Raw genomic sequence first — 24,764 nt, 5'->3', positions numbered from 1 at the left:
CACACAGCGGCGGACGAAGGTTGTGCGAGGGAGCGGATCCCTAGCGCCCGAGGCGCCCGCGCACCATTCCGACCATCGCGTTCATCTCCTCGATGCGCATGCGCTTCGCGGCGACGAAGAACACGCCCAGCAGTACGGCTCCGCCCACGACCAGCGCCGCCAGCGAGCCGAGGGCACCTCGGCCGAGGCCCTGCAGGACCGCGTACCCGGCGGCTCCGGCGAGAATCGCGGCGGGCACCGAGGCGATGGAGAGCCGTGCGTACGTACGCACGACGCGCGTGCCGTCCAGGTCGCCGCCGAGCCGCTTGCGCAGCCGGCGCCAGGCGACGCCCACGCCGATGGCGTACGCGAGGCCGTAGGCGGCCGCCATACCGGTGACGGCCCAGCGGGTGGGCAGCACCAGGTAGCAGACCGCCGCGGCGGCGGCGTTCATCACCGCGACGATGACCGTGTTGTAGAACGGCGTGCGCGTGTCCTCGTAGGCGTAGAAGGCGCGCAGCACGACGTACTGGATCGAGTACGGGATCAGGCCGAGGCCGAAGGCCATCAGCATGTAGCCCATGTTGGTGGCGCCGGAGCCGGAGGAGCCGAAGATCAGGGTGCACATCGGCACGCCCAGGGCGAGGAAGCCGAAGGCGATCGGCACGATCGCGACGGCGGTGGTGCGCAGGCCCTGGGAGATGTCGTCGCGCACGGCCCCGGTGTCGCCGTCGTGGGCGGAGCGGGACAGCCGGGGCAGCAGGGCCGCCATCAGCGAGACGGTGATGATGGCCTGCGGCAGGCCCCAGATGAGCTGGGCGTTGGCGTAGGCGGCGAAGCCGATGCCCGCGTTGTCCGGGTCGTCGACCGTGGCGGCGGTGGCCAGCTGGATCACCACGAGGGCGCCCGCCTGGTTGGCGAGGACGAACAGGATGGTCCACTTGGCGAGCTTGGCGGCCTTGCCCAGGCCGTGGCCCTTCCAGTCGAACCGCGGGCGCAGCCGGAAGCCGGTCTCGCGCAGGTAGGGGATCATCGCCACCGCCTGGACGACCAGGCCGAGCAGCACACCCACGCCGAGCAGGCGCTCGGCCTGCGGCGGGATGGTCTCCGGGGTCATCCCCGAGGTGGAGAAGCTGCCGTAGACGCCGATGAACATGCCCAGCGTGGCGATGATGACGATGTTGTTGAGGACCGGGGTCCACATCATCGCGCCGAACTTGCCGCGGGCGTTGAGGATCTGGCCCATCACCACGTGGACGCCCATGAAGAAGATCGAGGGCAGGAAGTAGCGCAGCAGGGTCACGCCGACGTCGGTGGCCGCCGGGTTGTTGGCGACCGGCACCGACATCACCCGCACCAGCTGGGGCGCGAAGACGATGCCGAGGACGGTGAGCACGCCCAGGGCGACCATGACGAGGGTCAGCAGCCGGTTGGCGTACGCCTCGCCGCCGTCGTCGTCCTCCTTCATGGAGCGCACGAGCTGCGGTACGAACACCGAGTTGAGGCCGCCGCCGACGGTGAGGATGTAGATCATCGTCGGGATCTGGTAGACGACCTGGAAGGTGTCGCCGAGCAGGCCGACGCCGAGCGCGGAGACGATCAGGGCGGAGCGTACGAAGCCGGTCAGCCGGGACACCAGGGTGCCCGCGGCCATCACGGCGCTGGACTTGAGCAGCCCGGCGGCGCGGCCGGTCTTCTTCGGCGCCGCGGCGGGCTCCGGCTCCGGCGGGGCCGCGGGCGCGGGCACCTGCCCGGGCGCCTGCTGGTCCCGGTACAGGTGCGCGAAGGCGTCCGTCTCCGGCTCGTCCTCGCCCGCCCGGGTCACCAGGTCGTCGACCCCGGTGAACTGCACGGTGCGCGCGTCGTCCCCGTACGGCAGGTGGCGCGAGGGGCCGTCCGGCTCGGGGGGCGGGGTCTGCGCCCAGAGCCGCGGGTCCGGGGCGTACTGCTGGGCCTGCGGCTGCTGGTAGAGCGCCTGGGGGTCCTGGTAGGTGCCGGGCGGCGGGGGCGGGTGCGCGGCCCGGTCGTAGAGCGCCTCGGTCACGGGGTCCTGGGCGGAGAGGTCGTGGGCCCGGTACGGGTCGTGGTCGTAGGCGTCCTGTACGTACGGGTCCGGCACCGGCGGCGGCGCGGGGGGCGGCACCTGCCCCGCGGGCGGAGGCACCTGACCCGCCGGCGGGTACACCGGGGGAACGTCCCCGGCGGGCGCACTGCCGCTGCCCGCGCCCTGGCCGCGGTCACCGTCGTACGGCGCGTTCATGGTTACCCCACCTCATCGTCCCCGGCCGAGCGGCCACGGCTGCGTTCAACGGTTCACATCGCTCAACGGTCCACCTTCTCACCCGGGCCGGACGGGTTGCCGCTTTCCGGCCCGGTGTCAGGGGTCGGGTCACTCGGCTGCCCGGGTTCGCCGTCCGGCGGACCGTCGGCCGCTCCGGCGGCCTCGGAGGCCGCCCCACGTGCGACGGCGTTCTTGCGCTGGGTGTACATCCTGATGCCCGCGAGCACCAGGAGCAGGACACCGCCGGCGATGACGAGCATCACCGTGGGGGTGATCTCCGAGACCTTGACGGTGAACGTCATGGGCTGGCCGTAGGGCTTGCCGTCCTCGGTGTACAGCTGGGCGATCATCGAGACCGGGCCGTTGGCGTTGGCCGAGGCGGTGAACTTCACGGACTGGCTGTGTCCGCCGTCGATGCGCACCGGTTGCTCGGAGACCGCCCGGCCGTCGTCGAACTTCAGCCGGGTGGGCTTGGTGGAGCGCAGTTGGAGCACCAGGTGGTCGATGCCCTGGACCAGCTTGTTCTGGACGGTCACCGGGATGGTGGCGCTGCGCCCGGAGAACATGAGGTCCGACTTGTCGATGAGCTTCACCTCGTCGGTGAGGCTCTCCAGGTACTGCTGCACGGAGTCGCGGTAGGCCTTGGCCTCGATCGAGCGGTCGCGCCAGGACGTGGACATCTCGCGGTTGATCGCGTTCCCGAAGGGCGTCACCACACGGTACGCGGCGGTCAGGATCACCTTGAAGTTGTCCAGGGTGTCCTGGGTGGTGCGCATGTCCCGGAACGCCTGGACCGGCAGTTCGGAGTCGCGCAGCCGCTCCGGGTAGCGGGAGGCGGGCGGCACGCGCGTGGTGGCGCCCGCGTCCGGCTTGGCCGCGGCGGCCGCGAGGAGGTCCTGGGGCTGGGTCCAGCGCAGCGTGGTCAGCCCGGTCAGGGCGCTGACCATGGACTGGATCTGGGCCGTGGTCGGCATCCGCTGGGGCGCGACCACGATGCTGCGCTGCTTGTCCGGCTCCTCCTGGGTGATGGCGAGGGTCTGCGCCAGGAACTTCTGCACCGCGAGGGTGGAGCTGCCCGCCCGCGTCATGTCGCCCTGGAAGGCGATGGAGAGGCCCGCGTCGGCGACGACGGCGGTGGTGCCGCCGCCGATGGGCCGGGCCGCGGTGGGCGTGTACCCGACGTCGTCGCGCAGGCTGTCGCTGCGGGAGATCACCTTGTGGGCCCCCGCGGAGGTCGCCACGTCCACGATCGCCGGGTCGAGCGCCCCGTCGACCGGCCAGGCGAAGTCCGTGGACGGGGTGACGTGCAGGATCGTCTCGACCGTCGTCTCGGCGACCTTGGTGGCGGGCTGGAGGTGGCTGAGCGAGCCCGACACCTCCTTGCCCTTGTGGGCGAGGGAGGCCAGGTCGGGGTCGGCGAAGGGCAGTGCCACGACCTTGCGGCCCTGGATCGCGGTCTCCAGGGAGGCCAGCCACTGCTTGGCGACGGACTGGTTGCGGCCCGCGACCGTGGTCTCCCCGGTCCTCACCCGGTACGTACGGGTCATGGCGTCGACCGTGGCCAGCAGGTCGGGGTCGACGACCCAGGTGACCGGGAGCGCGGCGCCCAGCGAGACCAGCTGGTCCAGGCGGCCCCCGGGGGCCAGTTCGGCCGCCAGGCCGTCGTCCTCGAAGACCGGCGTCTGCTGGTCGTCCGATCCCGTCCGCGCCGACAGGTGCGAGGTCGAGATCAGCGGCCAGACAAAGCTGACCTGCGTCTTCTTCTCGGCGGCTTCGGGCTGCCAGGGGAGGAACGTCCGCTGGATGCCCAGCACCTGCTCCCCGTCGCCGGGCGTCCGGCCCGACAGTGAGACGCCCAGCTGGTAGACGCCGTCGGCGCCCAGGTCCAGCTTGCTGACGGGCACGTTCAGGGTGAAGTCCTGGCTGATGCCGGCCGGCAGCTTGGGGATCTTGACGGTGTAGCCGCCGAGCGGGGCGCCGTCGCTGCCGCCCGCGTAGCCCTTGCGGGACGCCGTGCTGTCGATCGCGTCACGTCCGGAGAGCCGCTGGCCGACCCGCAGGTCCACGTGCGCGGAGTCGATCGGCTCCTTGCCTTGGTTGGTCACCGTGCCGCTGATGGTCAGGGTGTCGTTCTTGACCGGGGTGCTCGGGGCGAGGGAGTTCAGCGTCACCTCGACCGTGCGGGAGCCGGAGCCCTCCTCCGCCGCCGCGGCGGGCGTCGTGGCGCCCGGTGCGAGCCCGGCCAGGAGCGGCGCTCCGGCCAGGAGGGCGGCTGTGCGCCGCAGCCACCGGCGGGCAGGAGAGGGAGCCGTCCCCTGGAAGTCTGCCGCCTCGGCCACGCGCTCGCCCGTCCCTCGTCGTCAGTGGTCGTCGGTTGTGCGTCCACGCATGGTAACGAGCGCCGCTGTGGCGAAGTGCTGCGGACTGCTCCACATGATCGGAAGAGCGGGTTCCCGCCGGCCCGATAACCAGGACGCCGCCCGGGGCCGGGCCACGTACCCTTTCCTGTTGTGCCGAACGCCAACGAAGACAACCCGATGACCGCGCTGCCCGCACTGAGCCAGGTGCAACGCCGCGCGGTCAGCGAACTACTGCGCGTGTCCCCTGTCGCCGACGACCTCGCCCGCCGCTTCAAGGAGGCGGGCTTCAGCCTCGCGCTCGTCGGCGGCTCGGTGCGGGACGCGCTGCTGGGCCGGCTCGGCAACGACCTGGACTTCACCACGGACGCCCGCCCCGAGGACGTGCTGAGGATCGTGCGCCCGTGGGCCGACTCCGTCTGGGACGTGGGGATCGCCTTCGGCACGGTGGGCTCCCAGAAGGACGGCTACCAGATCGAGGTGACGACGTACCGCTCCGAGGCGTACGACCGCACCTCCCGCAAGCCCGAGGTCTCCTACGGCGACTCCATCGAGCAGGACCTCGTGCGGCGCGACTTCACGGTCAACGCCATGGCCGTGGCGCTGCCCGAGAAGGAGTTCATCGACCCGCACGGCGGCCTCGAGGACCTGGCCGAGCGGGTGCTGCGCACGCCCGGGACGCCCGAGGAGTCCTTCTCCGACGACCCTCTGCGCATGATGCGCGCCGCCCGGTTCGCCGCCCAGCTCGACTTCGAGGTGGCCCCCGAGGTCGTCACGGCGATGACGGAGATGGCCGAGCGCATCGAGATCGTCTCCGCCGAGCGGGTGCGTGACGAGCTCAACAAACTGCTGCTCTCCGCGCACCCGCGCAAGGGCCTGTCGCTGCTCGTCGAGACCGGCCTCGCCGAGCGCGTGCTCCCCGAGCTGCCCGCCCTGCGTCTCGAGAGCGACGAGCACCACCGCCACAAGGACGTCTACGAGCACTCGCTGACCGTCCTCGACCAGGCCATCGACCTGGAGGAGGACGGTCCTGACCTGGTGCTGCGCCTGGCCGCGCTGCTGCACGACATCGGCAAGCCGCGCACCCGTCGCTTCGAGAAGGACGGCCGGGTCTCCTTCCACCACCACGAGGTGGTGGGCGCCAAGATGACCAAGAAGCGCATGACGGCGCTGAAGTACTCCAACGAGATGGTCAGGGACGTCTCGCGGCTGGTGGAGCTGCACCTGCGCTTCCACGGCTACGGCACCGGGGAGTGGACCGACTCGGCGGTGCGCCGCTACGTCCGGGACGCCGGGCCGCTGCTGTCCCGGCTGCACAAGCTCACCCGCTCCGACTGCACCACCCGCAACAAGCGCAAGGCCAGCGCACTCTCGCGCGCGTACGACGGTCTGGAGACCCGGATCGCCGAGCTGCAGGAGCAGGAGGAGCTGGACGCGATCCGTCCCGACCTGGACGGCAACCAGATCATGGAGATCCTGGGCATCGGCCCCGGCCCGGCGATCGGCCAGGCGTACACGTTCCTGCTGGAGCTGAGGCTGGAGAACGGCCCGATGGAGCACGAGGCGGCCGTGACCGCGCTCAAGGACTGGTGGGCCGCGCAGGACTGAGCGTGAAACGGCGCCATGTTTCACGTGAAACATGGCGCCGGGTCCTGCTGCCGGATGTGCCCGAGGGGCGGTGTTTCACGTGAAACACCGCCCGGTGGGACCGGCTACTTCTTGATCTCGTTCAGGCAGAGCACGAACTGCTTGCCCGCGTGGCGCCGCGAGCCGCTGGTCTGCTCGTAGTAGCCGATGTCCGACTTCCCCTGGCAGCGCTCCTTGTCCAGGGTGTCCTTGATGACCTCGACGACCTTGTACTCGGCCTTGGTGTCGCCGCACTCGACCACCTGGAGGTCGGGTGCGGAGGTGGAGCCGTTGTTCTTGAGGCAGTCGCCCGCCTCGGCCTGGTCGGCGTCGTCGCGGCTCATGAACCAGACGACGGCCAGGACTATGACCGCGACGACGGCGAAGCCGATGCGGAACATCGTCTTGATGCTCATCTTGCGGCCCGGGGCCGGCGGGGGCGGCGGCGCGCCCCACTGCTGCTGGCCCTGCGGCGCGCCCCACTGCTGCTGCGGGGGCACCTGGCCCTGCGGGGGGTACGGCTGCTGGGGCTGCTGCGGGTAGCCGTAGCCGGGCTGGGGCTGCTGCGGCTGCTGCGGCGGATAGGGCTGCTGGCCGTAGGGGCCGGGGCCTTGCTGCGGCGGGTGGGTCATGCGGGTCCCCCTGAGGAACGTCAGCGTGGTTTTGACGCGGGCACGCTATAGCACCGCGTCAACACGTCTCCAACGGGCCAGGGTCACGGCCACCGCCGCGTAGAGCAGCGCCACGAACGACAGGAGCGTCACCGAGCGCCCGTCGGGCGGCAGCATCAGCGCCGCCACCGCCGCCGCGCCCACGAAGGCGACGTTGAAGAGCACGTCGTAGAGCGAGAAGACCCGCCCGCGGTAGGCGTCGTCCACGGCGGTCTGCACGGCGGTGTCGGTGGCGATCTTCGTGCCCTGGGTGACCACCCCGAGGACGAAGGCCGCGACCAGCACGGGGGCGGGGGCGAAGGACAGTCCCAGCGCGGGGACCAGGACCGCGGCCGCCCCGGCGCACAGGGTCATCCAGCCGAACCGGCCGATCCTGCCGACCGCCCAGGGGGAGACCAGCGCCGCCGCGAAGAACCCGGCCCCCGAGACCCCGACGGCCACCCCGAGCAGCGCCATCCCGTGGGCGTCCGTCGAGCTCCAGGCGTACCGGCAGAGCATCAGCACCATCACGGTCAGCGCGCCGTAGCAGAAGCGGACCAGCGTCATCGCCCCCAGCGCCCGGGCCGCCTCCCGGCGCTCCGCCAGGTGCCGGAGCCCGTCCCGCAGGCCGCGCGCCGTGGAGGCCAGCGCCGCCGTCAGCCGGGGCTGCACCAACTCCGGGTCGGGGCCGAGCAGTTCCCGGCTCATCCGCAGTGACAGCAGGGCCGAGCAGAGGTAGAGCGTCGCGCCGAGCAGGACCACCGCGGCGTCCGAGTCGGAGATCACCACGCGCACCGCGAAGGCCAGGCCGCCGCCGGCCACCGCGGCCAGCGTCCCGGCCGTGGGCGAGAGGGAGTTGGCCAGCACCAGCCGCTCGTCGTCGACGACCCGCGGCAGTGCCGCCGAGAGCCCGGCCAGGACGAACCGGTTGACGGCCGTGACGGCCAGGGCGGAGGCGTAGAAGAGCCACTCGGGCACCGGGCTGACGATCAGCAGCGCGGTCGCGGACGCCAGGACGGCCCGCAGCAGGTTGCCGTACAGGAAGACCTGGCGGCGCTGCCAGCGGTCGAGCAGGACTCCGGCGAACGGGCCCACGATGGAGTACGGCAGCAGGAGCACCGCCATGGCGGAGGCGATCGCGGCCGGCGAGGCCTGCTTCTCCGGCGAGAAGACGACGTACGTGGCCAGGGCGACCTGGTAGACGCCGTCGGCGGACTGCGACAGCAGCCGGACGGCGAGCAGGCGGCGGAAGTTCAACTGGCGCAGGAGTACCCGCAGATCACGCACGACAGGCATGGCAGCAAGGGTCACACACGAAGAGGGCCCCCGGGCATACACCACGGGGACCCTCGACGGCGGGACGGGGAAGGGGCGCCGGAGCGCTCCTCACTCAGTCGGAGCTCAGCGCTCGACCTCGCCCTTGATGAACTTCTCGACGTTCTCGCGGGCCTCGTCGTCGAAGTACTGGACCGGCGGGGACTTCATGAAGTACGAGGACGCGGAGAGGATCGGGCCGCCGATGCCGCGGTCCATGGCGATCTTCGCGGCGCGCACCGCGTCGATGATGACGCCCGCGGAGTTCGGGGAGTCCCACACCTCGAGCTTGTACTCCAGGTTCAGCGGGACGTCGCCGAAGGCGCGGCCCTCGAGGCGCACGTACGCCCACTTGCGGTCGTCGAGCCACGCGACGTAGTCCGACGGGCCGATGTGGACGTTCTTCTCGCCCAGCTCGCGGTCGGGGATCTGCGAGGTGACGGCCTGCGTCTTGGAGATCTTCTTGGACTCCAGGCGCTCGCGCTCGAGCATGTTCTTGAAGTCCATGTTGCCGCCGACGTTCAGCTGCATCGTGCGGTCCAGGATGACGCCCCGGTCCTCGAACAGCTTCGCCATGACGCGGTGCGTGATGGTCGCGCCGACCTGCGACTTGATGTCGTCACCGACGATCGGGACACCGGCCTCGGTGAACTTGTCCGCCCACTCCTTGGTGCCGGCGATGAAGACCGGGAGGGCGTTGACGAAGCCGACCTTGGCGTCGATGGCGCACTGGGCGTAGTACTTCGCCGCGTCCTCGGAGCCGACGGGCAGGTAGCAGACGAGGACGTCGACCTGCTTGTCCTTGAGGGTCTGGACGATGTCGACCGGCGCCTCGGAGGACTCCTCGATGGTCTGGCGGTAGTACTTGCCGAGACCGTCCAGGGTGTGGCCGCGCTGGACCGTGATGCCCGTGTTGGGGACGTCACAGATCTTGATGGTGTTGTTCTCGCTGGCACCGATGGCGTCGGCGAGGTCGAGGCCGACCTTCTTGGCGTCGACATCGAAGGCGGCCACGAACTCGACGTCCTTGACGTGGTAGTCGCCGAACTGGACGTGCATCAGACCCGGCACCTTGCCCGCCGGGTCGGCGTCCTTGTAGTACTCGACGCCCTGCACCAGCGAGGCGGCGCAGTTGCCCACGCCGACGATGGCTACGCGAACCGAACCCATTCCGGTTGCTCCCTGTGTGATCTCGACGAAGCCCTGCGGGTCGCAGGGCCTCACTTGGTGGTGTCGTCGGACGGATCCGGCGGGGTACTGCCCCCGTGCCGGGGCAGGCCGCCCGTCTCTCCAGATGTGTTGTCCTGCTGAGCGGCAGGGCCCCCGGGGTCCGGACTTCTCCGGTCCCGTCCCGCCCGCTCGCTCTCGATGAGCTCGTTCAGCCAGCGCACTTCGCGCTCCACGGACTCCATGCCGTGCCGCTGCAGTTCGAGCGTGTAGTCGTCCAGCCGCTCGCGCGTGCGGGCCAGGGAGGCGCGCATCTTCTCCAGGCGCTCCTCCAGCCGGCTGCGGCGCCCCTCCAGAACACGCATCCGCACGTCGCGCTCCGTCTGGCCGAAGAAGGCGAAGCGGGCGGCGAAGTTCTCGTCCTCCCAGGTGTCAGGACCGGTGTGGGAGAGGAGCTCCTCGAAGTGCTCCTTCCCCTCCGCCGTCAATCGGTAGACGATCTTGGCGCGGCGTCCTGCGAGTGAAGCGGCGAGCGCGTCCTCGGGTCCGCTGCCCGGTTCCTCGATCAACCAGCCGTTGGCGACCAGCGTCTTGAGGCAGGGGTAGAGGGTCCCGTAGCTGAAGGCCCGGAAGATCCCCAGCGAGGTGTTGAGCCGCTTGCGCAGCTCGTACCCGTGCATCGGGGCCTCGCGGAGCAGGCCGAGGACGGCGAACTCGAGGATGCCCGAGCGCCTGCTCATGGTCCTCCTCCTTCGTCGCCCCGGCTCTTTATGCCGTACTGATGTATCGACTCGATACATCCTGACGATAGAACGCGACCCCTGCCGGGACAAGGGGGAAGGTCGTGAACGGAATCACATCGTCAATTCGCAGCAATGGACTTGCCTGAAATGGGGTGAACTTCGAGCCTCGGGGGGTTTTGACCGTGCGTAGTCTGTGCGGCATGCAGACCGCCGGGACTCCAGCGACGCCAGGGGGGCGAGGTCGCCTGGGTGTACCGGCTGCAGGACGGACGGGCCTCCGCCAGAGCTCGTCCGTGTTTCGGGGGGACAGGAACTCACTGCCGTTTCCAGGCGTCACTCGCCTGCCCGAGGAGTAGTCGTTCGATGAGCGAGCACCGTCGCAAACCGCCGCAGCCGCAAGGCGGCGGACGCGCCGCGGCCAGGCGAGCCGCCCAGCAGCCCTCGGGCCGTCGGGCGGCACCCCAGGCACGGGAAGCCAGTACGGGATCCCCCTCAGACCCGTACGGCCAGGAACGCCCCTACGGAGGCCGTGCCGAGGCCCGCAGGGCCGCCAAGCGAGGAGGGCGCCGACGCGCCGCCGACGGCGGCCGTGGGGGCCCCGGAGGCCCCGGACGCGGTCACGGCGGGGGCCGCGGAAGCGGACCCGGGGGCGGCCGCGGCCCGGGGCGTGGTGGACGGCCGGGCAAGAAGCGGCTGATCGACTACCCGCGCCACGACAAGTACGGCTGGAAGCGCTGGCTGCCGTCCTGGAAGCTGGCCAGCGGGCTGTGCTTCCTGTTCCTGGGCTCGCTGATGGGCGCGGCGACGATCGCGTACGCCCTGGTCGAGGTGCCCGACCCGGACAAGGCCGCGCAGGCGCAGAACAACGTCTACTACTACGCGGACGGCACGGTCATGGCCTCGACCGGTGGCGAGGTCAACCGGCAGATCATCCCGATCGAGCAGATCCCCGCCGCCATGCAGAACGCCGTGATCTCCGCGGAGAACAAGACGTTCCGCACGGACAAGGGCGTCGACCCGATGGGCATCGCCCGTGCCGTGTTCAACATGGCCAAGGGCGGCCAGACGCAGGGTGGCTCGACCATCACCCAGCAGTACGTGAAGAACGCCCGGCTCGGCGACCAGTCGCAGACCCTGAGCCGGAAGTTCAAGGAGCTCTTCATCTCCATAAAGGTCGGGACCGACATGGATAAGCCCAAGATCATGGAGGGCTATCTGAACACGTCGTACTACGGGCGCGGTGCCTACGGCATCCAGGCCGCGGCGCGCACGTACTACGGCAAGAACGCCAGTGAGCTGAACCCGAGCCAGTGCGCCTTCCTGGCGTCGCTGCTCAAGGGCGCCACGTACTACGACCCGGCCGGCGCGGTGGACGTCGACCCGAGCGCCACGCCGAAGGACAACACCGAGCGCGCGACCAAGCGCTGGAGCTGGATCCTCGGCGAGATGGTCAAGGACGGCCACCTGACGGCCGCGGAGCGCGCGAAGTTCACCCAGTTCCCCATGCCCAAGACGCCGACGGCGAACGCGCAGCTCGGGGGGCAGACGGGCTACCTGGTGAGCCTCGCCAAGGCGAACTTCCTCAACAGCAACGACCGCGGCATCGACGCCCAGGCCCTGTCGCGCGGCGGCTACGAGATCCATACGACCTTCGACAAGAAGAAGATCGGGGCGATGGAGACGGCCGTCAAGGCCGTCTACAAGGAGTACATCGACCCGAAGAAGCGGCCGAAGACGGACACGCACGTCCAGTTCGGCGGCGCCTCGATCGACCCGCGCACCGGTGCCATCGTCGCCATCTACGGCGGCGCCGACGCCACCAGGCACTACACGAACAACGCCGACGAGACCGGCGCCCAGGTCGGCTCGACGTTCAAGCCGTTCGTGCTCGCCGCGGCCCTCAGCAGCGGCGTCCGGGACCCCAACGGACCCCCGGACCAGGGCGAGGACCAGCGCACGATCGTCGACCCGGACAAGAGCCGCTACAACGGCAAGAACAAGCTCAAGATCAAGAACTACGACCGCTCGGTCTGGCGCGACGAGAAGGGCGGCGAGTGGCTCCAGACCAACGACGACGACCAGTCCTACCCGGACATCACGCTGCGCGAGGCCATGGAGAAGTCGGCCAACTCGCCGTACGTGCAGCTGGGCATGGACGTGGGCATCAGCAAGGTCCGCGAGGCGGCCGTCGCCGCCGGACTGCGCGACGACACGCTGTCCAAGGCGAACGTCCCCTCGTTCTCCCTCGGCATCGACCACCCCAGCACGATCCGCATGGCGGGCGCGTACGGGACGTTCGCGGCCAACGGTGAACAGCGCGACCCGTACTCGGTCACCAAGGTCGAGCACGAGGGCGCGACGATCTACGAGCACAAGGACCAGCCGAAGAGCGCCTTCTCGGAGGCCGTCGCAGGCAACGTCACGGACGTGCTGAAGGACGTCGTGGAGAAGGGCACCGGTACGAAGGCCAGGCTCGACGGCCGTGAGGCGGCGGGCAAGACCGGTACCACGGACGGCAACAAGTCCGCCTGGTTCGTCGGCTACACGCCGCAGCTGTCGACCGCCATCGACATGTACCGCTTCGACGACGACGCGAACAACAAGAGCCGCAAGTTCGAGGAGATGTTCGGCACGGGCAACCAGCCGAAGATCCACGGTTCGTCGTTCCCCTCGCGGATCTGGCACGACTACATGACCGGCGCCCTGAAGGGCCAGAAGGTCATGGACTTCCCCGACCCCGAGCCGCTCGGAGAGGCGGTGTACGGCGGCGGCGCCTCCAGCCCGAAGCCGACCCCGTCCCCGACGCCCTCGCCCTCGGAGCCGTCGAGCCCGCCGCCGAGCTCGCCGTCCCCGACGCCCTCGAAGCCCTCCCCGGGCCCGACCGAGTCCTGCGGCCCCTTCGACTGGGACTGCCACAACAACGGCGGCCAGGACGGCGGTGGCACGAACACCGGCCAGGACGGCGGAGCCACCGACACCGGGGGCAACACCAACGGCCAGGGCGGCCAGAGTCCGCCGCCGACGCCGACCGGGGGCAACGCCAACGGCGGCAACAACGGCAACGGCAACAACGGGGGCTGGTTCCCCAGCGGCTGACGGCCGCGCGGCGAGGTTCCCGTCGAGGGCCGCCGCCCCGGGACGCGTACGAGGCTGTACGCGTCCGGGGCGGCGGCCCTCCGCCGTTCCCCACCCCCTCCCGCGCGCCGGCCACGGGTGGCGCGGCTCGTGGGGGCGCGGGCGGCGCGGCTCACGGGCCACGGGTGGCGTGGTCCGTGCGGCCACGGGCGGGTGACGGGATTTTCCACAAGGGCGGCGCTGTCCACAGGCCCGCCCGGTCCACAGCCCCGTACGGCAGGATGTCCCCCATGCCGAGCCACCAGAAGACCACTTCTCCCCCGGAGAGGCCGGTCGTCCACCCCACCCGTCGCGACGAGATCGCCGCCGTGGGCAGCGAGCTGATCGGAGGCCCGATCGGACGCTGGGCGCGGGTGGGCGGCAGCGCCCTCACCCCCGTGCGCGTCGTCGCCCTCGTCGCCATCGGGATGTTCGCGCTCGGCATGGTCCAGAAGGTGCCCTGCTACGACTGGGCCTGGTTCCGCGGCAGCAGCTCGCAGTACACGCACGCGTGCTACTCGGACATCCCGCACCTGTTCGTCGGGCGGGGCTTCTCCGACGGGCTCATCCCGTACTTCGACCGGCTCAGCGGGGACATGGAGTACCTGGAGTACCCCGTGCTCACCGGCCTGTTCATGGAGGTCGCGGCCTGGCTGACGCCGGGCGGCGGCGACCTGATGCACCGCGAGCAGGTCTACTGGATGGTCAACTCCGGCATGCTGATGGTCTGCGCCGTCGTGCTGGCCGTCTGCGTCGCGCGCACGCACCGGCACCGGCCCTGGGACGGCCTGCTCGTCGCCCTGGCCCCCGCGCTGGCACTGACGGCCACCATCAACTGGGACCTGCTCGCGGTGGCCCTCACGGCCGCCGCGATGCTCATGTGGTCGCGCGGGCGCGCACTGGCCTTCGGCATCCTGCTGGGGCTCGCCACGGCGGCCAAGCTCTACCCGGCCCTGCTGCTCGGGCCGCTGCTCGTGATCTGCTGGCGGGCCTGGAAGTGGCGGGAGTTCGGCCTGGCGCTGCTGGGCTCGGCGGGCTCCTGGCTGGTGGTGAACGTGCCGGTGATGCTGCTCGCGCCGGAGGGCTGGAAGAAGTTCTACACGTTCAGCCAGGAGCGGGACGTCGACTTCGGTTCGCTCTGGCTGATCATCACGCAGCGCACCGGTGAGCGCCTGGAGCCGGAGGCGGTCAACACGTACGCGATCGTGCTCATGCTGCTGGCCTGCGCGGGGATCTGGGCGCTCGGGGTGATGGCGCCGCGGCGGCCGCGCTTCGCCCAGCTGGCGTTCCTGGTGGTCGCGGCGTTCGTCCTGACCAACAAGGTCTACTCGCCGCAGTACGTGCTGTGGCTGATCCCGCTCGCGGTGCTGGCCCGGCCGCGCTGGCGGGACTTCCTGGTCTGGCAGGCCTGCGAGGTCATGTACTTCCTGGGCATCTGGTTCTACCTGGCGTACACGACCAGCGGGAACAAGCAGGGGCTGCCGACCGAGGGCTACCAGTTCGCGATCGCGCTGCACCTGGCCGGGACGCTGTACCTGTGCGCGCTGGTGGTGCGCGACATCCTGATGCCCGAGCGCGACGTCGTCCGCCAGGACGGCTCCGACGACCCGTCCGGGGGCGTCCTGGACGGGGCGGAGGACGTGTTCGTGGTGGGCCGGGCGGCGCGCCCGCCGCGGCACGCGGCGCACACGGAGGAGAGCCCGCGCGTGGACTGGGGCGCGGGGGCCCAGGACCCGGTCTGAGCGGGGCTCAGGACGCGGGTCCGCGGGCCTGCGGCATCGCTCCTAGCGGTCGACCAAGCGGTCGAACTGGGTGGTGGTGTGGCGCAGGTGCGCCACCAGTTCGTCGCCGACCTTGGGCTCCTGGGCGTCGGACGGCACGAACAGGATCGAGACCTGCATGTGCGGAGGCTCGGCGAACCAGCGCTGCTTGCCCGCCCACACGAAGGGCGAGAGGTTGCGGTTGACGGTCGCCAGACCGGCGCGGGCCACGCCCTTGGCGCGCGGCATCACGCCGTGCAGCGCCTTGGGCGCCTCCAGGCCCACGCCGTGCGAGGTGCCGCCCGCCACGACCACGAGCCAGCCGTCGGAGGCCGCCTTCTGCTGGCGGTAGCCGAAGCGGTCGCCCTTGGACACGCGCGTGACGTCGAGGACGGCCCCGCGGTACTCGGTGGCCTCGTGGTCGCCCAGCCAGAGCCGGGTGCCGATGCGGGCCCGGAACCGGGTCTGGGGGAACTGCTGCTGCAGGCGCGCCAGTTCCGCGGCCCGCAGGTGGCTGACGAACATGGTGTGCAGCGGCAGCCGGGCCGCCCGCAGCCGGTCCATCCAGCCGATGACCTCCTCGACGGCGTCCGAGCCGTCGGTGCGGTCGAGCGGCAGGTGCAGGGCGAAGCCCTCCAGCCGGACGTCCTCGATCGCCGAGTGCAGCTGGCCCAGGTCCTGCTCGGAGATGCCGTGGCGCTTCATGCTGCTCATGCACTCGATGACGACGCGGGCGCCCACCAGGGCGTGCACGCCGTCGACCGAGGAGACCGAGCGCACCACGCGGTCCGGCAGCGGCACCGGCTCCTCGCCCCGCCGGAACGGGGTGAGGACCAGCAGGTCACCGCTGAACCAGTCCTTGATGCGCGCCGCCTCGTACGTCGTGCCGACGGCGAGCATGTCGGAGCCGATGCGGGCCGCCTCCTCGGCGAGCCGCTCGTGGCCGAAGCCGTAACCGTTGCCCTTGCAGACCGGCACCAGACCCGGGAACTGGTCGATGACCGACTTCTGGTGCGCCCGCCAGCGAGCGGTGTCGACGTAGAGGGAGAGCGCCATGGCCGGCCCGGAACCTTTCTGGTGGCTGCGGTGTATCAGAGGTGTGGAAGCGAGTGGAGAGGTGCCCGACACGCCTGACGGAGTGTTCGACGTGTTCGAGCCTACGCAACCGTCAGCGGCGCGACATGTAGATGTCGAGCGCCTTGTGCAGGAGCTTGTTGAGCGGGAAGTCCCACTCGCCGACGTACTCCACGGCCTCGCCGCCCGTGCCGACCTTGAACTGGATGAGGCCGAAGAGGTGGTCCGTCTCGTCCAGCGAGTCGGAGATGCCGCGCAGGTCGTACACGGTCGCGCCCATGGCGTACGCGTCGCGCAGCATCCGCCACTGCATCGCGTTCGAGGGCCGGACCTCGCGGCCGATGTTGTCGGAGGCGCCGTAGGAGTACCAGACGTGTCCGCCGACCACGAGCATCGTCGCGGCCGAGAGGTTCACGCCGTTGTGGCGCGCGAAGTAGAGGCGCATGCGGTTGGGGTCCTCGTTGTTGAGGACCGTCCACATGCGCTGGAAGTACGACAGCGGGCGCGGGCGGAACTTGTCGCGGACGGCCGTGATCTCGTACAGCCGCTGCCACTCGGCCAGGTCCTCGTAGCCGCCCTGGACGACCTCGACACCGGCCTTCTCGGCCTTCTTGATGTTGCGGCGCCACAGCTGGTTGAAGCCCTTGAGGACGTCGTCGAGCGAGCGGTTGGCCAGCGGGACCTGGAAGACGTAGCGCGGCTGGACGTCGCCGAAGCCGGCGCCGCCGTCCTCGCCCTGCTGCCAGCCCATCTTGCGCAGCCGGTCGGCCACCTCGAAGGCGCGCGGCTCGATGTGGGTGGCCTCGACGTCGCGCAGGCGCTTGACGTCCGGGTCCTGGATGCCGCTCTTGATCGCCGCGGAGTCCCAGCGGCGGATGACGACCGGCGGGCCCATCTTCACGGAGAAGGCGCCCTGGTGCTTGAGGTGCGCCAGCATCGGCTGCAGCCAGTCGTCCAGGTTCGGGGCGTACCAGTTGATGACCGGGCCCTCGGGCAGGTAGGCCAGGTAGCGCTTGATCTTGGGCAGCTGGCGGTACAGCACCAGGCCGGCGCCGACCATCTGGCCGCTCTTGTCGAACCAGCCGAGGTTCTCCGAGCGCCACTCCGTCTTCACGTCCGCCCACGCCGGGACCTGGCAGTGACTCGCCGAGGGCAGGCTCTGGACGTACGCCAGATGCTGCTCACGGCTGATGGTCCTCAGGGTCAGGCTCATGCGGGGCGCTCCTCGGCAGGTGTGTCCCCATGGGTACAGGGGCTCCGGCTCTCGCGCCGAAGCCTACTGCGCCCGAGGAGCGCCCCGTCTGGCCGTACGGGCCCGGGTGTCAGCCGATGACCCCGCCGAAGAGTCCTCCGTGGGCCATTCCGAGGAAGAAGCCGACCGCCGCGGCGCCGAGGCCGACGATCAGCAGGGAGCGTTCGCGGGTCGTGACGGAGATGAACTGGCCGTACGCGCCCGTGAGGATGCCCACGAGCCCCGCCCAGGAACTGATCAGGTGGAGCTGGTGGAACTGTGCCGTCACGAACGCGAGCACGCCCAGCACCAGGGTCACCGCCATGAGGGTGTCCTGGAGGGGATGGGGCTTGCCGTCCGTGGCGAAGAGGGAGATGGAGTGCGGTCGTGTCGCCTGTGCCATGAGGCACCTCCTGGCCTGTGCCGGAAGGCGGCGCATCGTAGCGCCGCGGTCACCCGATGTGTACAGATTGTGCCCTCTGGGGCCCGGATTTCAACCGGAAGCCGCCGGGCGGGTACTCTGTACGGTCTGCACCGGTGTCTGCCCGGCTTCAGCCCAGGTCACGAAGGCGATCCCCGCGATTGTCAGTGGCGGCTGCTTGAATCGGGAACACCGATGCACAACGCATCACGACCCTCCTGCCACGGAACGACCGTGGCCGCTGAGTCCAAAGGAGGTGGGTTCTACATGCGTCACTACGAGGTGATGGTCATCCTCGACCCCGATCTGGAGGAGCGCGCTGTCTCCCCCCTGATCGAGAACTTCCTCTCCGTCGTCCGCGAGGGCAACGGAAAGGTTGAGAAGGTCGACACCTGGGGCCGTCGTCGTCTCGCTTACGAGATCAAGAAGAAGCCCGAGGGCATCTACTCGGTCATCGACCTGCAGGCCGAGCCTGCGGTCGTCAAGGAGCTCGACCGCCAGATGAACCTGAACGAGTCGGTCCTCCGGACCAAGGTCCTCCGTCCCGAGACCCACTGAGCTTCTAGCTCAGAGGTCATCGGGTCCGAGTAGCAGCAAGCAGCCAGAAGCAATCCCCGCCGAGAGGTTCCCCCATGGCAGGCGAGACCGTCATCACGGTCGTCGGCAATCTCGTCGACGACCCCGAGCTGCGCTTCACCCCGTCCGGTGCGGCGGTCGCGAAGTTCCGTGTCGCGTCCACTCCCCGCACCTTCGACCGTCAGACCAATGAGTGGAAGGACGGCGAGAGCCTGTTCCTGACCTGCTCGGTCTGGCGTCAGGCGGCGGAGAACGTCGCCGAGTCGCTGCAGCGCGGCATGCGCGTCGTCGTGCAGGGCCGGCTGAAGCAGCGGTCCTACGAGGACCGCGAGGGCGTCAAGCGCACGGTCTTCGAGCTGGACGTCGAGGAAGTCGGCCCCAGCCTCAAGAACGCCACGGCCAAGGTCACCAAGACCACCGGTCGCGGCGGCCAGGGCGGTTACGGCGGCGGCGGTGGCGGCCAGCAGGGCGGCGGCAACTGGGGCGGAAGCTCCGGTGGCGGCAGCCCGCAGGGCGGCGGCGGTGCCCCGGCCGACGACCCGTGGGCGACCAGTGCGCCCGCGAGCGGCGGCCAGCAGGGCAGCGGCGGCGGTGGCGGCTGGGGCGGAAGCTCCGGCGGCGGCGGCTACTCGGACGAGCCCCCCTTCTAGGCCCCCTTCACCGGGGTCCTTCCAGGGACGGCTCGTACCCCCACTTCTTGATCACACAGGAGATACACCATGGCGAAGCCGCCTGTGCGCAAGCCGAAGAAGAAGGTCTGCGCGTTCTGCAAGGACAAGACCGCTTACGTGGACTACAAGGACACGAACATGCTGCGGAAGTTCATTTCCGACCGCGGCAAGATCCGTGCCCGCCGCGTGACCGGCAACTGCACTCAGCACCAGCGTGACGTCGCCACGGCCGTGAAGAACAGCCGTGAGATGGCGCTGCTGCCCTACACGTCCACCGCGCGATAAGGGAAGGGTGACCGACTAATGAAGATCATCCTCACCCACGAGGTCTCTGGCCTCGGTGCCGCCGGCGACGTCGTGGACGTCAAGGACGGTTACGCTCGCAACTACCTGGTCCCGCGTGGTTTCGCGATCCGCTGGACCAAGGGTGGCGAGAAGGACGTCGAGCAGATCCGTCGTGCTCGCAAGATCCACGAGATCGCGACCATCGAGCAGGCCAACGAGGTCAAGGCCAAGCTCGAGGGCGTGAAGGTGCGTCTGGCCGTTCGCTCCGGCGACGCCGGCCGCCTCTTCGGCTCCGTCACCCAGGCCGACGTCGCTGCGGCGATCAAGGCCGCCGGTGGCCCGGACGTGGACAAGCGCCGCGTCGAGCTCGGCTCGCCGATCAAGACCCTGGGCTCGCACCAGGTGTCCGTGCGTCTGCACGCCGACGTTGCCGCGAAGCTCGCCATCGAGGTCATCGCCGCCTGAGGCAGTGATCGCTCGATCGGGCTTCAGGGCTTGAGGAAGGGCCGCATCCTTCGGGATGCGGCCCTTCCGCGTGTCCGGTCCGCGTGTCCGGATGCGGTGTCTCGTGGCGTTCGGCGGGCCGAGTCTGTTGGGCCGCGTCTGTGGGGGGCCGCGTCTGTTTCACGTGAAACGGGCCTGTTTCACGTGAAACAGGCCCGTCGGTGCTCAGCGCGTGGCGCCCGTGACGATCCAGCGGCCCGAGCGGGTGCGCAGCCAGAGGGTGAGCATGCGGACCGCCATCATCAGCGTCATGGCCCACCAGAGCGCCGTGAGACCGCCGCCCAGCGCCGGGACCAGCAGGGCCACCGGGGCGAAGGCCGCCAGGGTGACCAGCATGGCGCCCGCCAGGTAGCGGCCGTCCCCGGCGCCCATCAGTACGCCGTCCAGGACGAACACGACCCCGGAGATCGGCTGCGACAGCGCGACGACGAGCAGGGCGGGCAGCAGGGTGTCCTGCACCGTCCGGTCGCCCGTGAAGAGCGGTACGAAGAGGGGCCGGGTGAGGACCACCAGGGCGCCCAGGACGATGCCGGAGACCACGCCCCACTGGACCATGCGGCGGCAGACCTGGCGGGCGCCCTCGGGATCGTTCGCCCCCAGGTAGCGGCCGATGATCGCCTGGCCCGCGATGGCGATCGCGTCCAGGGCGAACGCCATCAGGCTCCACAGGGACAGGATGATCTGGTGTGCGGCGACGTCGGCGTCGCCGAGCCGGGCCGCGACGGCGGTGGCGATCATCAGGACGGCGCGCAGGGAGAGCGTACGGACGAGCAGGGGAACGCCTGCCTGGGCGCTGGCCCGTATCCCCGCGGCGTCGGGGCGCAGTGAGGCGCCGTGCCTGCGGGCTCCGCGGACGACCACGACGAGGTAGGCGGCGGCCATGCCGCACTGGGCGATGACGGTGCCCCAGGCGGAGCCGGCGATGCCGAGGCCGGCGCCGTAGACGAGGGCGACGTTGAGGACGCCGTTGGCGACGAAGCCCGCGATGGCGACGTACAGCGGTGTGCGGGTGTCCTGGAGGCCGCGCAGCACGCCGGTGGCGGCCAGCACCACGAGCATCGCCGGGATGCCCAGGGTGGAGATCCGCAGATAGGTGATGGCGTAGGGCGCGGCGGTGTCGGAGGCGCCGAAGAGACCGACGAGCCAGGGGGCCGTGGGGACGGTGACCGCGATGACGGCGGCGCCCAGGAGCAGGGCCAGCCAGATGCCGTCCATGCCCTGGCGGATGGCGGCGGGCAGGTCACCGGCTCCGACGCGCCGCGCGACGGCCGCCGTGGTGGCGTAGGCGAGGAAGACGAAGACGCTCACGAAGGTGGCGAGGAGGGCGGCGGCGATGCCGAGCCCGGCGAGCTGGGGGGTGCCGAGGTGGCCGACAATGGCGCTGTCGGCCATCACGAAGAGCGGCTCGGCGACGAGCGCGCCGAAGGCAGGGACGGCGAGGGCGAGGATCTCCCGGTCGTGTTGTCTCGGGGTGCGCTCGGGCGCCGTGGATGCCTGTGTCATGTGCTCAATCTAATCTTCCACAGGTAAGAGATGCAATGCAGTTGGGACCCTTACTTTGGAAGCGATCACGGCTACTGGTGTGCGCCGTTTGTTCTGATCTTGGGCCGACTGGGAAAGTTTTTCTCCCCCACAGCCAGTGGATTGAAGAGGTGCAGGTCAGAGGGGGTTTTCTGAAGGGCCTATGAGTTTGTCCACATGGCTGTCCCCCGGTCCGTGCACAGGTTCTGCGGAGTTCTCCACAGCATCTGGTCCTTCGCCCACAGGGCCTGTGGATAACCAGATTGGCTGACGGTGCCCGCGGGCCTAACGTGGACCGTCGCCCGACGCGCGGGAAGCGGAGCCAAAGTCCCTTGTTTGTCCGAGCCGTGGCGTAAGAAAGAGTGGCACGGCAAGGTCCGCGGTGCGGACGGGAGGAGGTGGCCGGGTGAGCATTCCCGAGCACGTGGACGACCCCTGGGCCGAGAGTGGTCCCAGCGACCGGCTGCCCGCCCGGCAGCGCCGCGGCGAGGGCCGCGGGCGCGACGACCGGGGCCGCGAGGGCGGTGACTGGGACGGCCCCGCGGCGTTCGAGCGCGTACCCCCGCAGGACCTCGACGCCGAGCAGTCGGTGCTCGGCGGCATGCTGCTCTCCAAGGACGCCATCGCGGACGTCGTGGAGATCATCAAGGGCCACGACTTCTACAAGCCGGCCCACGAGACGATCTACCAGGCGATCCTCGACCTGTACGCCAAGGGCGAGCCCGCCGACCCCATCACGGTGGTCGCGGAGCTGGTCAAGCGCGGCGAGATCACCCGCGTCGGCGGCCCGTCGTACGTGCACACGCTGGTCCAGTCGGTGCCGACCGCGGCCAACGCGTCGTACTACGCCGAGATCGTGCACGAGCGGGCGGTGCTGCGCCGTCTGGTCGAGGCGGGCACCAAGATCACCCAGATGGGATACGCGGCCGACGGGGACGTCGACGAGATCGTCAACTCCGCCCAGGCCGAGATCTACGCGGTCACCGAGCAGCGCACCACCGAGGACTACCTGCCGCTCGGCGACATCATGGAGGGCGCGCTCGACGAGATCGAGGCGATCGGCTCGCGCAGCGGCGAGATGACCGGTGTGCCCACCGGCTTCACCGACCTCGACCAGCTGACCAACGGTCTGCACCCGGGCCAGATGATCATCATCGCGGCCCGTCCCGCCATGGGTAAGTCGACCCTCGCGCTGGACTTCGCCCGCGCGGCCTCGATCAAGAACAACCTGCCGAGCGTGATCTTCTCCCTCGAAATGGGGCGCAACGAGATCGCGATGCGACTGCTGTCGGCCGAGGCCCGGGTGGCCCTGCACCACATGCGGTCCGGCACGATGACCGACGACGACTGGACCCGGCTGGCGCGCCGGATGCCCGACGTCTCCCAGGCCCCGCTCTACATCGACGACTCGCCGAACCTGTCGATGATGGAGATCCGCGCCAAGTGCCGGCGGCTCAAGCAGCGCGCCGGACTCAAGCTCGTCGTCATCGACTACCTCCAGCTGATGCAGAACGGCGGCTCCAAGCGCGCCGAGAGCCGCCAGCAGGAGGTCTCGGAGATGTCGCGAAACCTGAAGCTCCTGGCCAAGGAGCTGGAGCTGCCGGTGATCGCCCTGTCGCAGCTGAACCGTGGTCCCGAGCAGCGCACCGACAAGAAGCCGATGGTCTCCGACCTGCGTGAGTCCGGTTCCATCGAGCAGGACGCGGACATGGTCATCCTGCTGCACCGCGAGGACGCGTACGAGAAGGAGTCCCCGCGCGCGGGCGAGGCGGACATCATCGTGGGCAAGCACCGTAACGGTCCGACGGCCACCATCACCGTGGCCTTCCAGGGCCACTACTCCCGCTTCGTGGACATGGCCCAGACCTGATCCCCTGACGGACCCCGGGACGGCGCGGGGGAGTGAGCGCTCACTCCCTGGGCCGTCCGGGTGGTTCCGGGGAGTCGGCGTGGGTCGGTGAAACCCGTTCGACCCGGACGCGGGGCGAGCGGTAGACCTGGATCATGACCTCTCCCCTGGAATCCCCCGAAGACCTCCTGCCGAGTACGGCACGAGCCCTGCTGCACCGCGTCGCCACGGCCCAGGCCGAAGGCCGTTCACCCTCCCTGGTCGGAGCCGTGAGCCGGGAGGGGCGGCTGGTCTGGAGCGGGTCGCGCAGCTGTGTGGACGGCCACGCCCCCGACGCGGACACCCAGTTCAGGGTCGGGTCCATCACCAAGGTCTTCACCGCCGTCCTGGTCATGCGGCTGCGCGACGAGGGGCTGGTCGACCTGTCCGACCCGCTGGAGAAGCACCTGCCGGGCACGGGCGTCGGCGAGGTCACCCTCGCCCAACTCCTCGGCCACAGCGCGGGCCTGGGCGCCGAGACGCCCGCGCCCTGGTGGGAGCGGACCCCGGGGAGCAGCCGCCCCGGCCTCTCAGACGTGCTCGGCGAGGAGCCCTTCGTCCACCCCGCCGGACAGGTCCACCACTACTCCAACCCCGGTTACACCCTGCTGGGTTCGCTCGTCGAGGCGGTGCGCGGCGTCAGCTGGGAGCAGGCGCTGCGCACCGAGGTGCTGGAGCCGCTGGGCCTGTCGCGTACCAGCTACCAGCCCGTCGCCCCGCACGCGGGCGGCTGGGCGGTGCACCCGTGGGCGGACGCGATGATGCCCGAACCGTCCGAGGACCTGGGGCTGATGGCGCCGGCCGGGCAGCTCTGGTCGACGGCAGCCGACCTGTGCCGGTTCGGCTGGTTCCTGGCCGAGGGCGATGACCGGGTGCTCCCGGCCGGGACGGTCGCGGAGATGCGCCGGCCCGCCGCGCCGGGTGACCCGCGGGACCGGGAGGCGGCGTACGGGCTCGGGCTCCAGATCGCCATGGGCGAGGGCGGCACCCTCTTCGGGCACACCGGCTCGCTGCCGGGCTTCGTCGCCTGTCTGTGGGTGAGCGCCGAACAGGGCCTGTCCGCGGTGGCGGTGGCCAACGCCACGTCCGGGCCGAAGGTGGGCGCCGTGGCCGCCGAGCTGCTGCGGACCGTGGCGGAGGCGGAGCCGCGCATCCCGCGCCCCTGGCGCCCGCTGCCCGAGGTGGACCAGGAACTCCTCGCGCTGACGGGCCCCTGGTACTGGGGGACGTACTCCTACGGCCTGCGGCTGCTGCCGGAGCGCGGCGTGGCACTGGAGCCGCTGCGGGGCGGCGGGCGCGCCTCGCGCTTCAGGGCGCTGCCCGACGGCGGCTGGATCGGGCTCGACGGCTACTACCAGGGGGAGCCGCTGAGGGTGGTGCGCCGCGAGGACGGTTCGGTGAGCCATCTCGACCTCGCGTCCTTCGCCTTCACGCGAGAGCCGTACGGCCCGCGGGACGCGGTGCCGGGCGGGGTCGACGAGGGCGGCTGGCGCGGGCTCTAGGGGTGAACCCCGGAGAGATGCACCCGGGGGTCCTGTTTCCACCGCTCCCTGGCCACCAACCTCGCCCAGCTCCAGCCCCTGATCCCGATGGGCCCCGGCG

Annotated in this window: 19 protein-coding genes; 9 read left to right on the top strand and 10 right to left on the bottom strand. The window is 70.4% G+C overall.

Annotated features, from left to right (window positions below; translation table 11 throughout):
- Positions 1–40: 40 nt before the first annotated feature.
- Both murJ and ABT160_RS08635 read right to left on the bottom strand, forming a co-directional pair.
- Positions 41–2,239: a murein biosynthesis integral membrane protein MurJ gene (murJ, locus tag ABT160_RS08640; RefSeq protein WP_351645268.1), complete on the bottom strand. Its 2,199-nt coding sequence runs from the start codon at positions 2,237–2,239 to the stop codon at positions 41–43.
- 62 nt (positions 2,240–2,301) lie between these two features.
- Complete coding sequence (locus ABT160_RS08635) at positions 2,302–4,599, bottom strand: DUF6049 family protein (RefSeq protein ID WP_351645266.1); 2,298 nt, start codon at positions 4,597–4,599, stop codon at positions 2,302–2,304.
- 171 nt (positions 4,600–4,770) lie between these two features.
- Between ABT160_RS08635 and ABT160_RS08630 the strand changes: the two genes are divergently transcribed.
- Positions 4,771–6,225, top strand: a complete 1,455-nt coding sequence (locus ABT160_RS08630) for a CCA tRNA nucleotidyltransferase (RefSeq protein ID WP_351645264.1) — start codon at positions 4,771–4,773, stop codon at positions 6,223–6,225.
- 104 nt (positions 6,226–6,329) lie between these two features.
- Here ABT160_RS08630 and ABT160_RS08625 read toward each other — a convergent pair whose 3' ends face one another.
- From ABT160_RS08625 to ABT160_RS08610, 4 genes are all read right to left on the bottom strand, one after another.
- A complete protein-coding gene (locus ABT160_RS08625; protein WP_351645261.1) occupies positions 6,330–6,875 on the bottom strand; it encodes an LppU/SCO3897 family protein in 546 nt (181 codons plus the stop codon).
- A gap of 45 nt (positions 6,876–6,920) precedes the next feature.
- Positions 6,921–8,189, bottom strand: coding sequence for an MFS transporter (locus tag ABT160_RS08620; RefSeq protein WP_351645258.1), 1,269 nt, complete (start codon positions 8,187–8,189; stop codon positions 6,921–6,923).
- Between the two features lie 105 nt (positions 8,190–8,294).
- Complete coding sequence (locus ABT160_RS08615) at positions 8,295–9,377, bottom strand: inositol-3-phosphate synthase (protein WP_351645256.1); 1,083 nt, start codon at positions 9,375–9,377, stop codon at positions 8,295–8,297.
- 50 nt (positions 9,378–9,427) lie between these two features.
- Positions 9,428–10,114, bottom strand: a complete 687-nt coding sequence (locus ABT160_RS08610) for a PadR family transcriptional regulator (protein WP_351645253.1) — start codon at positions 10,112–10,114, stop codon at positions 9,428–9,430.
- A gap of 366 nt (positions 10,115–10,480) precedes the next feature.
- On the opposite strand from ABT160_RS08610, the gene ABT160_RS08605 reads away from it, so the two are divergent.
- The gene (locus tag ABT160_RS08605; protein WP_351645252.1) at positions 10,481–13,213 is read left to right on the top strand and encodes a transglycosylase domain-containing protein; all 2,733 of its coding nucleotides are present in this window, start codon (positions 10,481–10,483) and stop codon (positions 13,211–13,213) included.
- Between the two features lie 269 nt (positions 13,214–13,482).
- Complete coding sequence (locus ABT160_RS08600; protein ID WP_351645249.1) at positions 13,483–14,973, top strand: glycosyltransferase family 87 protein; 1,491 nt, start codon at positions 13,483–13,485, stop codon at positions 14,971–14,973.
- 42 nt (positions 14,974–15,015) lie between these two features.
- On the opposite strand, the gene ABT160_RS08595 is transcribed toward ABT160_RS08600, so the two are convergent.
- The 3 genes from ABT160_RS08595 to ABT160_RS08585 form a co-directional block, all read right to left on the bottom strand.
- On the bottom strand, positions 15,016–16,047 hold the full coding sequence (locus tag ABT160_RS08595) for an alanine racemase (protein ID WP_351645248.1): 1,032 nt from the start codon (positions 16,045–16,047) through the stop codon (positions 15,016–15,018).
- A 112-nt stretch (positions 16,048–16,159) separates the two neighbouring features.
- On the bottom strand, positions 16,160–17,278 hold the full coding sequence (locus ABT160_RS08590) for a lipid II:glycine glycyltransferase FemX (RefSeq protein WP_351645246.1): 1,119 nt from the start codon (positions 17,276–17,278) through the stop codon (positions 16,160–16,162).
- A gap of 109 nt (positions 17,279–17,387) precedes the next feature.
- Positions 17,388–17,699 carry a hypothetical protein gene (locus tag ABT160_RS08585; protein WP_351645243.1) on the bottom strand — a complete coding sequence of 104 codons (312 nt, stop codon included), beginning with the start codon at positions 17,697–17,699 and terminating at the stop codon, positions 17,388–17,390.
- A 285-nt stretch (positions 17,700–17,984) separates the two neighbouring features.
- Between ABT160_RS08585 and rpsF the strand changes: the two genes are divergently transcribed.
- The 4 genes from rpsF (at position 17,985) to rplI (ending at position 19,714) form a co-directional block, all read left to right on the top strand.
- The gene (gene rpsF / locus ABT160_RS08580; RefSeq protein ID WP_004950685.1) at positions 17,985–18,275 is read left to right on the top strand and encodes a 30S ribosomal protein S6; all 291 of its coding nucleotides are present in this window, start codon (positions 17,985–17,987) and stop codon (positions 18,273–18,275) included.
- A 74-nt stretch (positions 18,276–18,349) separates the two neighbouring features.
- Positions 18,350–18,943: a single-stranded DNA-binding protein gene (locus ABT160_RS08575; RefSeq protein WP_351645242.1), complete on the top strand. Its 594-nt coding sequence runs from the start codon at positions 18,350–18,352 to the stop codon at positions 18,941–18,943.
- A 69-nt stretch (positions 18,944–19,012) separates the two neighbouring features.
- Positions 19,013–19,249: a 30S ribosomal protein S18 gene (gene rpsR / locus ABT160_RS08570; RefSeq protein ID WP_005315025.1), complete on the top strand. Its 237-nt coding sequence runs from the start codon at positions 19,013–19,015 to the stop codon at positions 19,247–19,249.
- Between the two features lie 18 nt (positions 19,250–19,267).
- A complete protein-coding gene (gene rplI, locus ABT160_RS08565; RefSeq protein WP_351645241.1) occupies positions 19,268–19,714 on the top strand; it encodes a 50S ribosomal protein L9 in 447 nt (148 codons plus the stop codon).
- Positions 19,715–19,918: 204 nt separating this feature from the next.
- Here the strand turns inward: rplI and ABT160_RS08560 are convergent, their stop codons facing one another.
- Positions 19,919–21,256, bottom strand: a complete 1,338-nt coding sequence (locus tag ABT160_RS08560) for an MATE family efflux transporter (protein WP_351645239.1) — start codon at positions 21,254–21,256, stop codon at positions 19,919–19,921.
- A gap of 424 nt (positions 21,257–21,680) precedes the next feature.
- Between ABT160_RS08560 and dnaB the strand changes: the two genes are divergently transcribed.
- A complete protein-coding gene (gene dnaB / locus ABT160_RS08555) occupies positions 21,681–23,144 on the top strand; it encodes a replicative DNA helicase (RefSeq protein WP_351645237.1) in 1,464 nt (487 codons plus the stop codon).
- A 134-nt stretch (positions 23,145–23,278) separates the two neighbouring features.
- Positions 23,279–24,664, top strand: a complete 1,386-nt coding sequence (locus ABT160_RS08550) for a serine hydrolase domain-containing protein (protein WP_351645235.1) — start codon at positions 23,279–23,281, stop codon at positions 24,662–24,664.
- The last annotated feature ends 100 nt before the right edge of the window (positions 24,665–24,764 follow it).

The organism is Streptomyces sp. NPDC001941 (assembly GCF_040296945.1).
Classification (GTDB): Bacteria; Actinomycetota; Actinomycetes; order Streptomycetales; family Streptomycetaceae; genus Streptomyces.
Note: the sequence above shows the minus strand (reverse complement) of the source record. Positions and strands in the feature narration are given on the sequence as shown.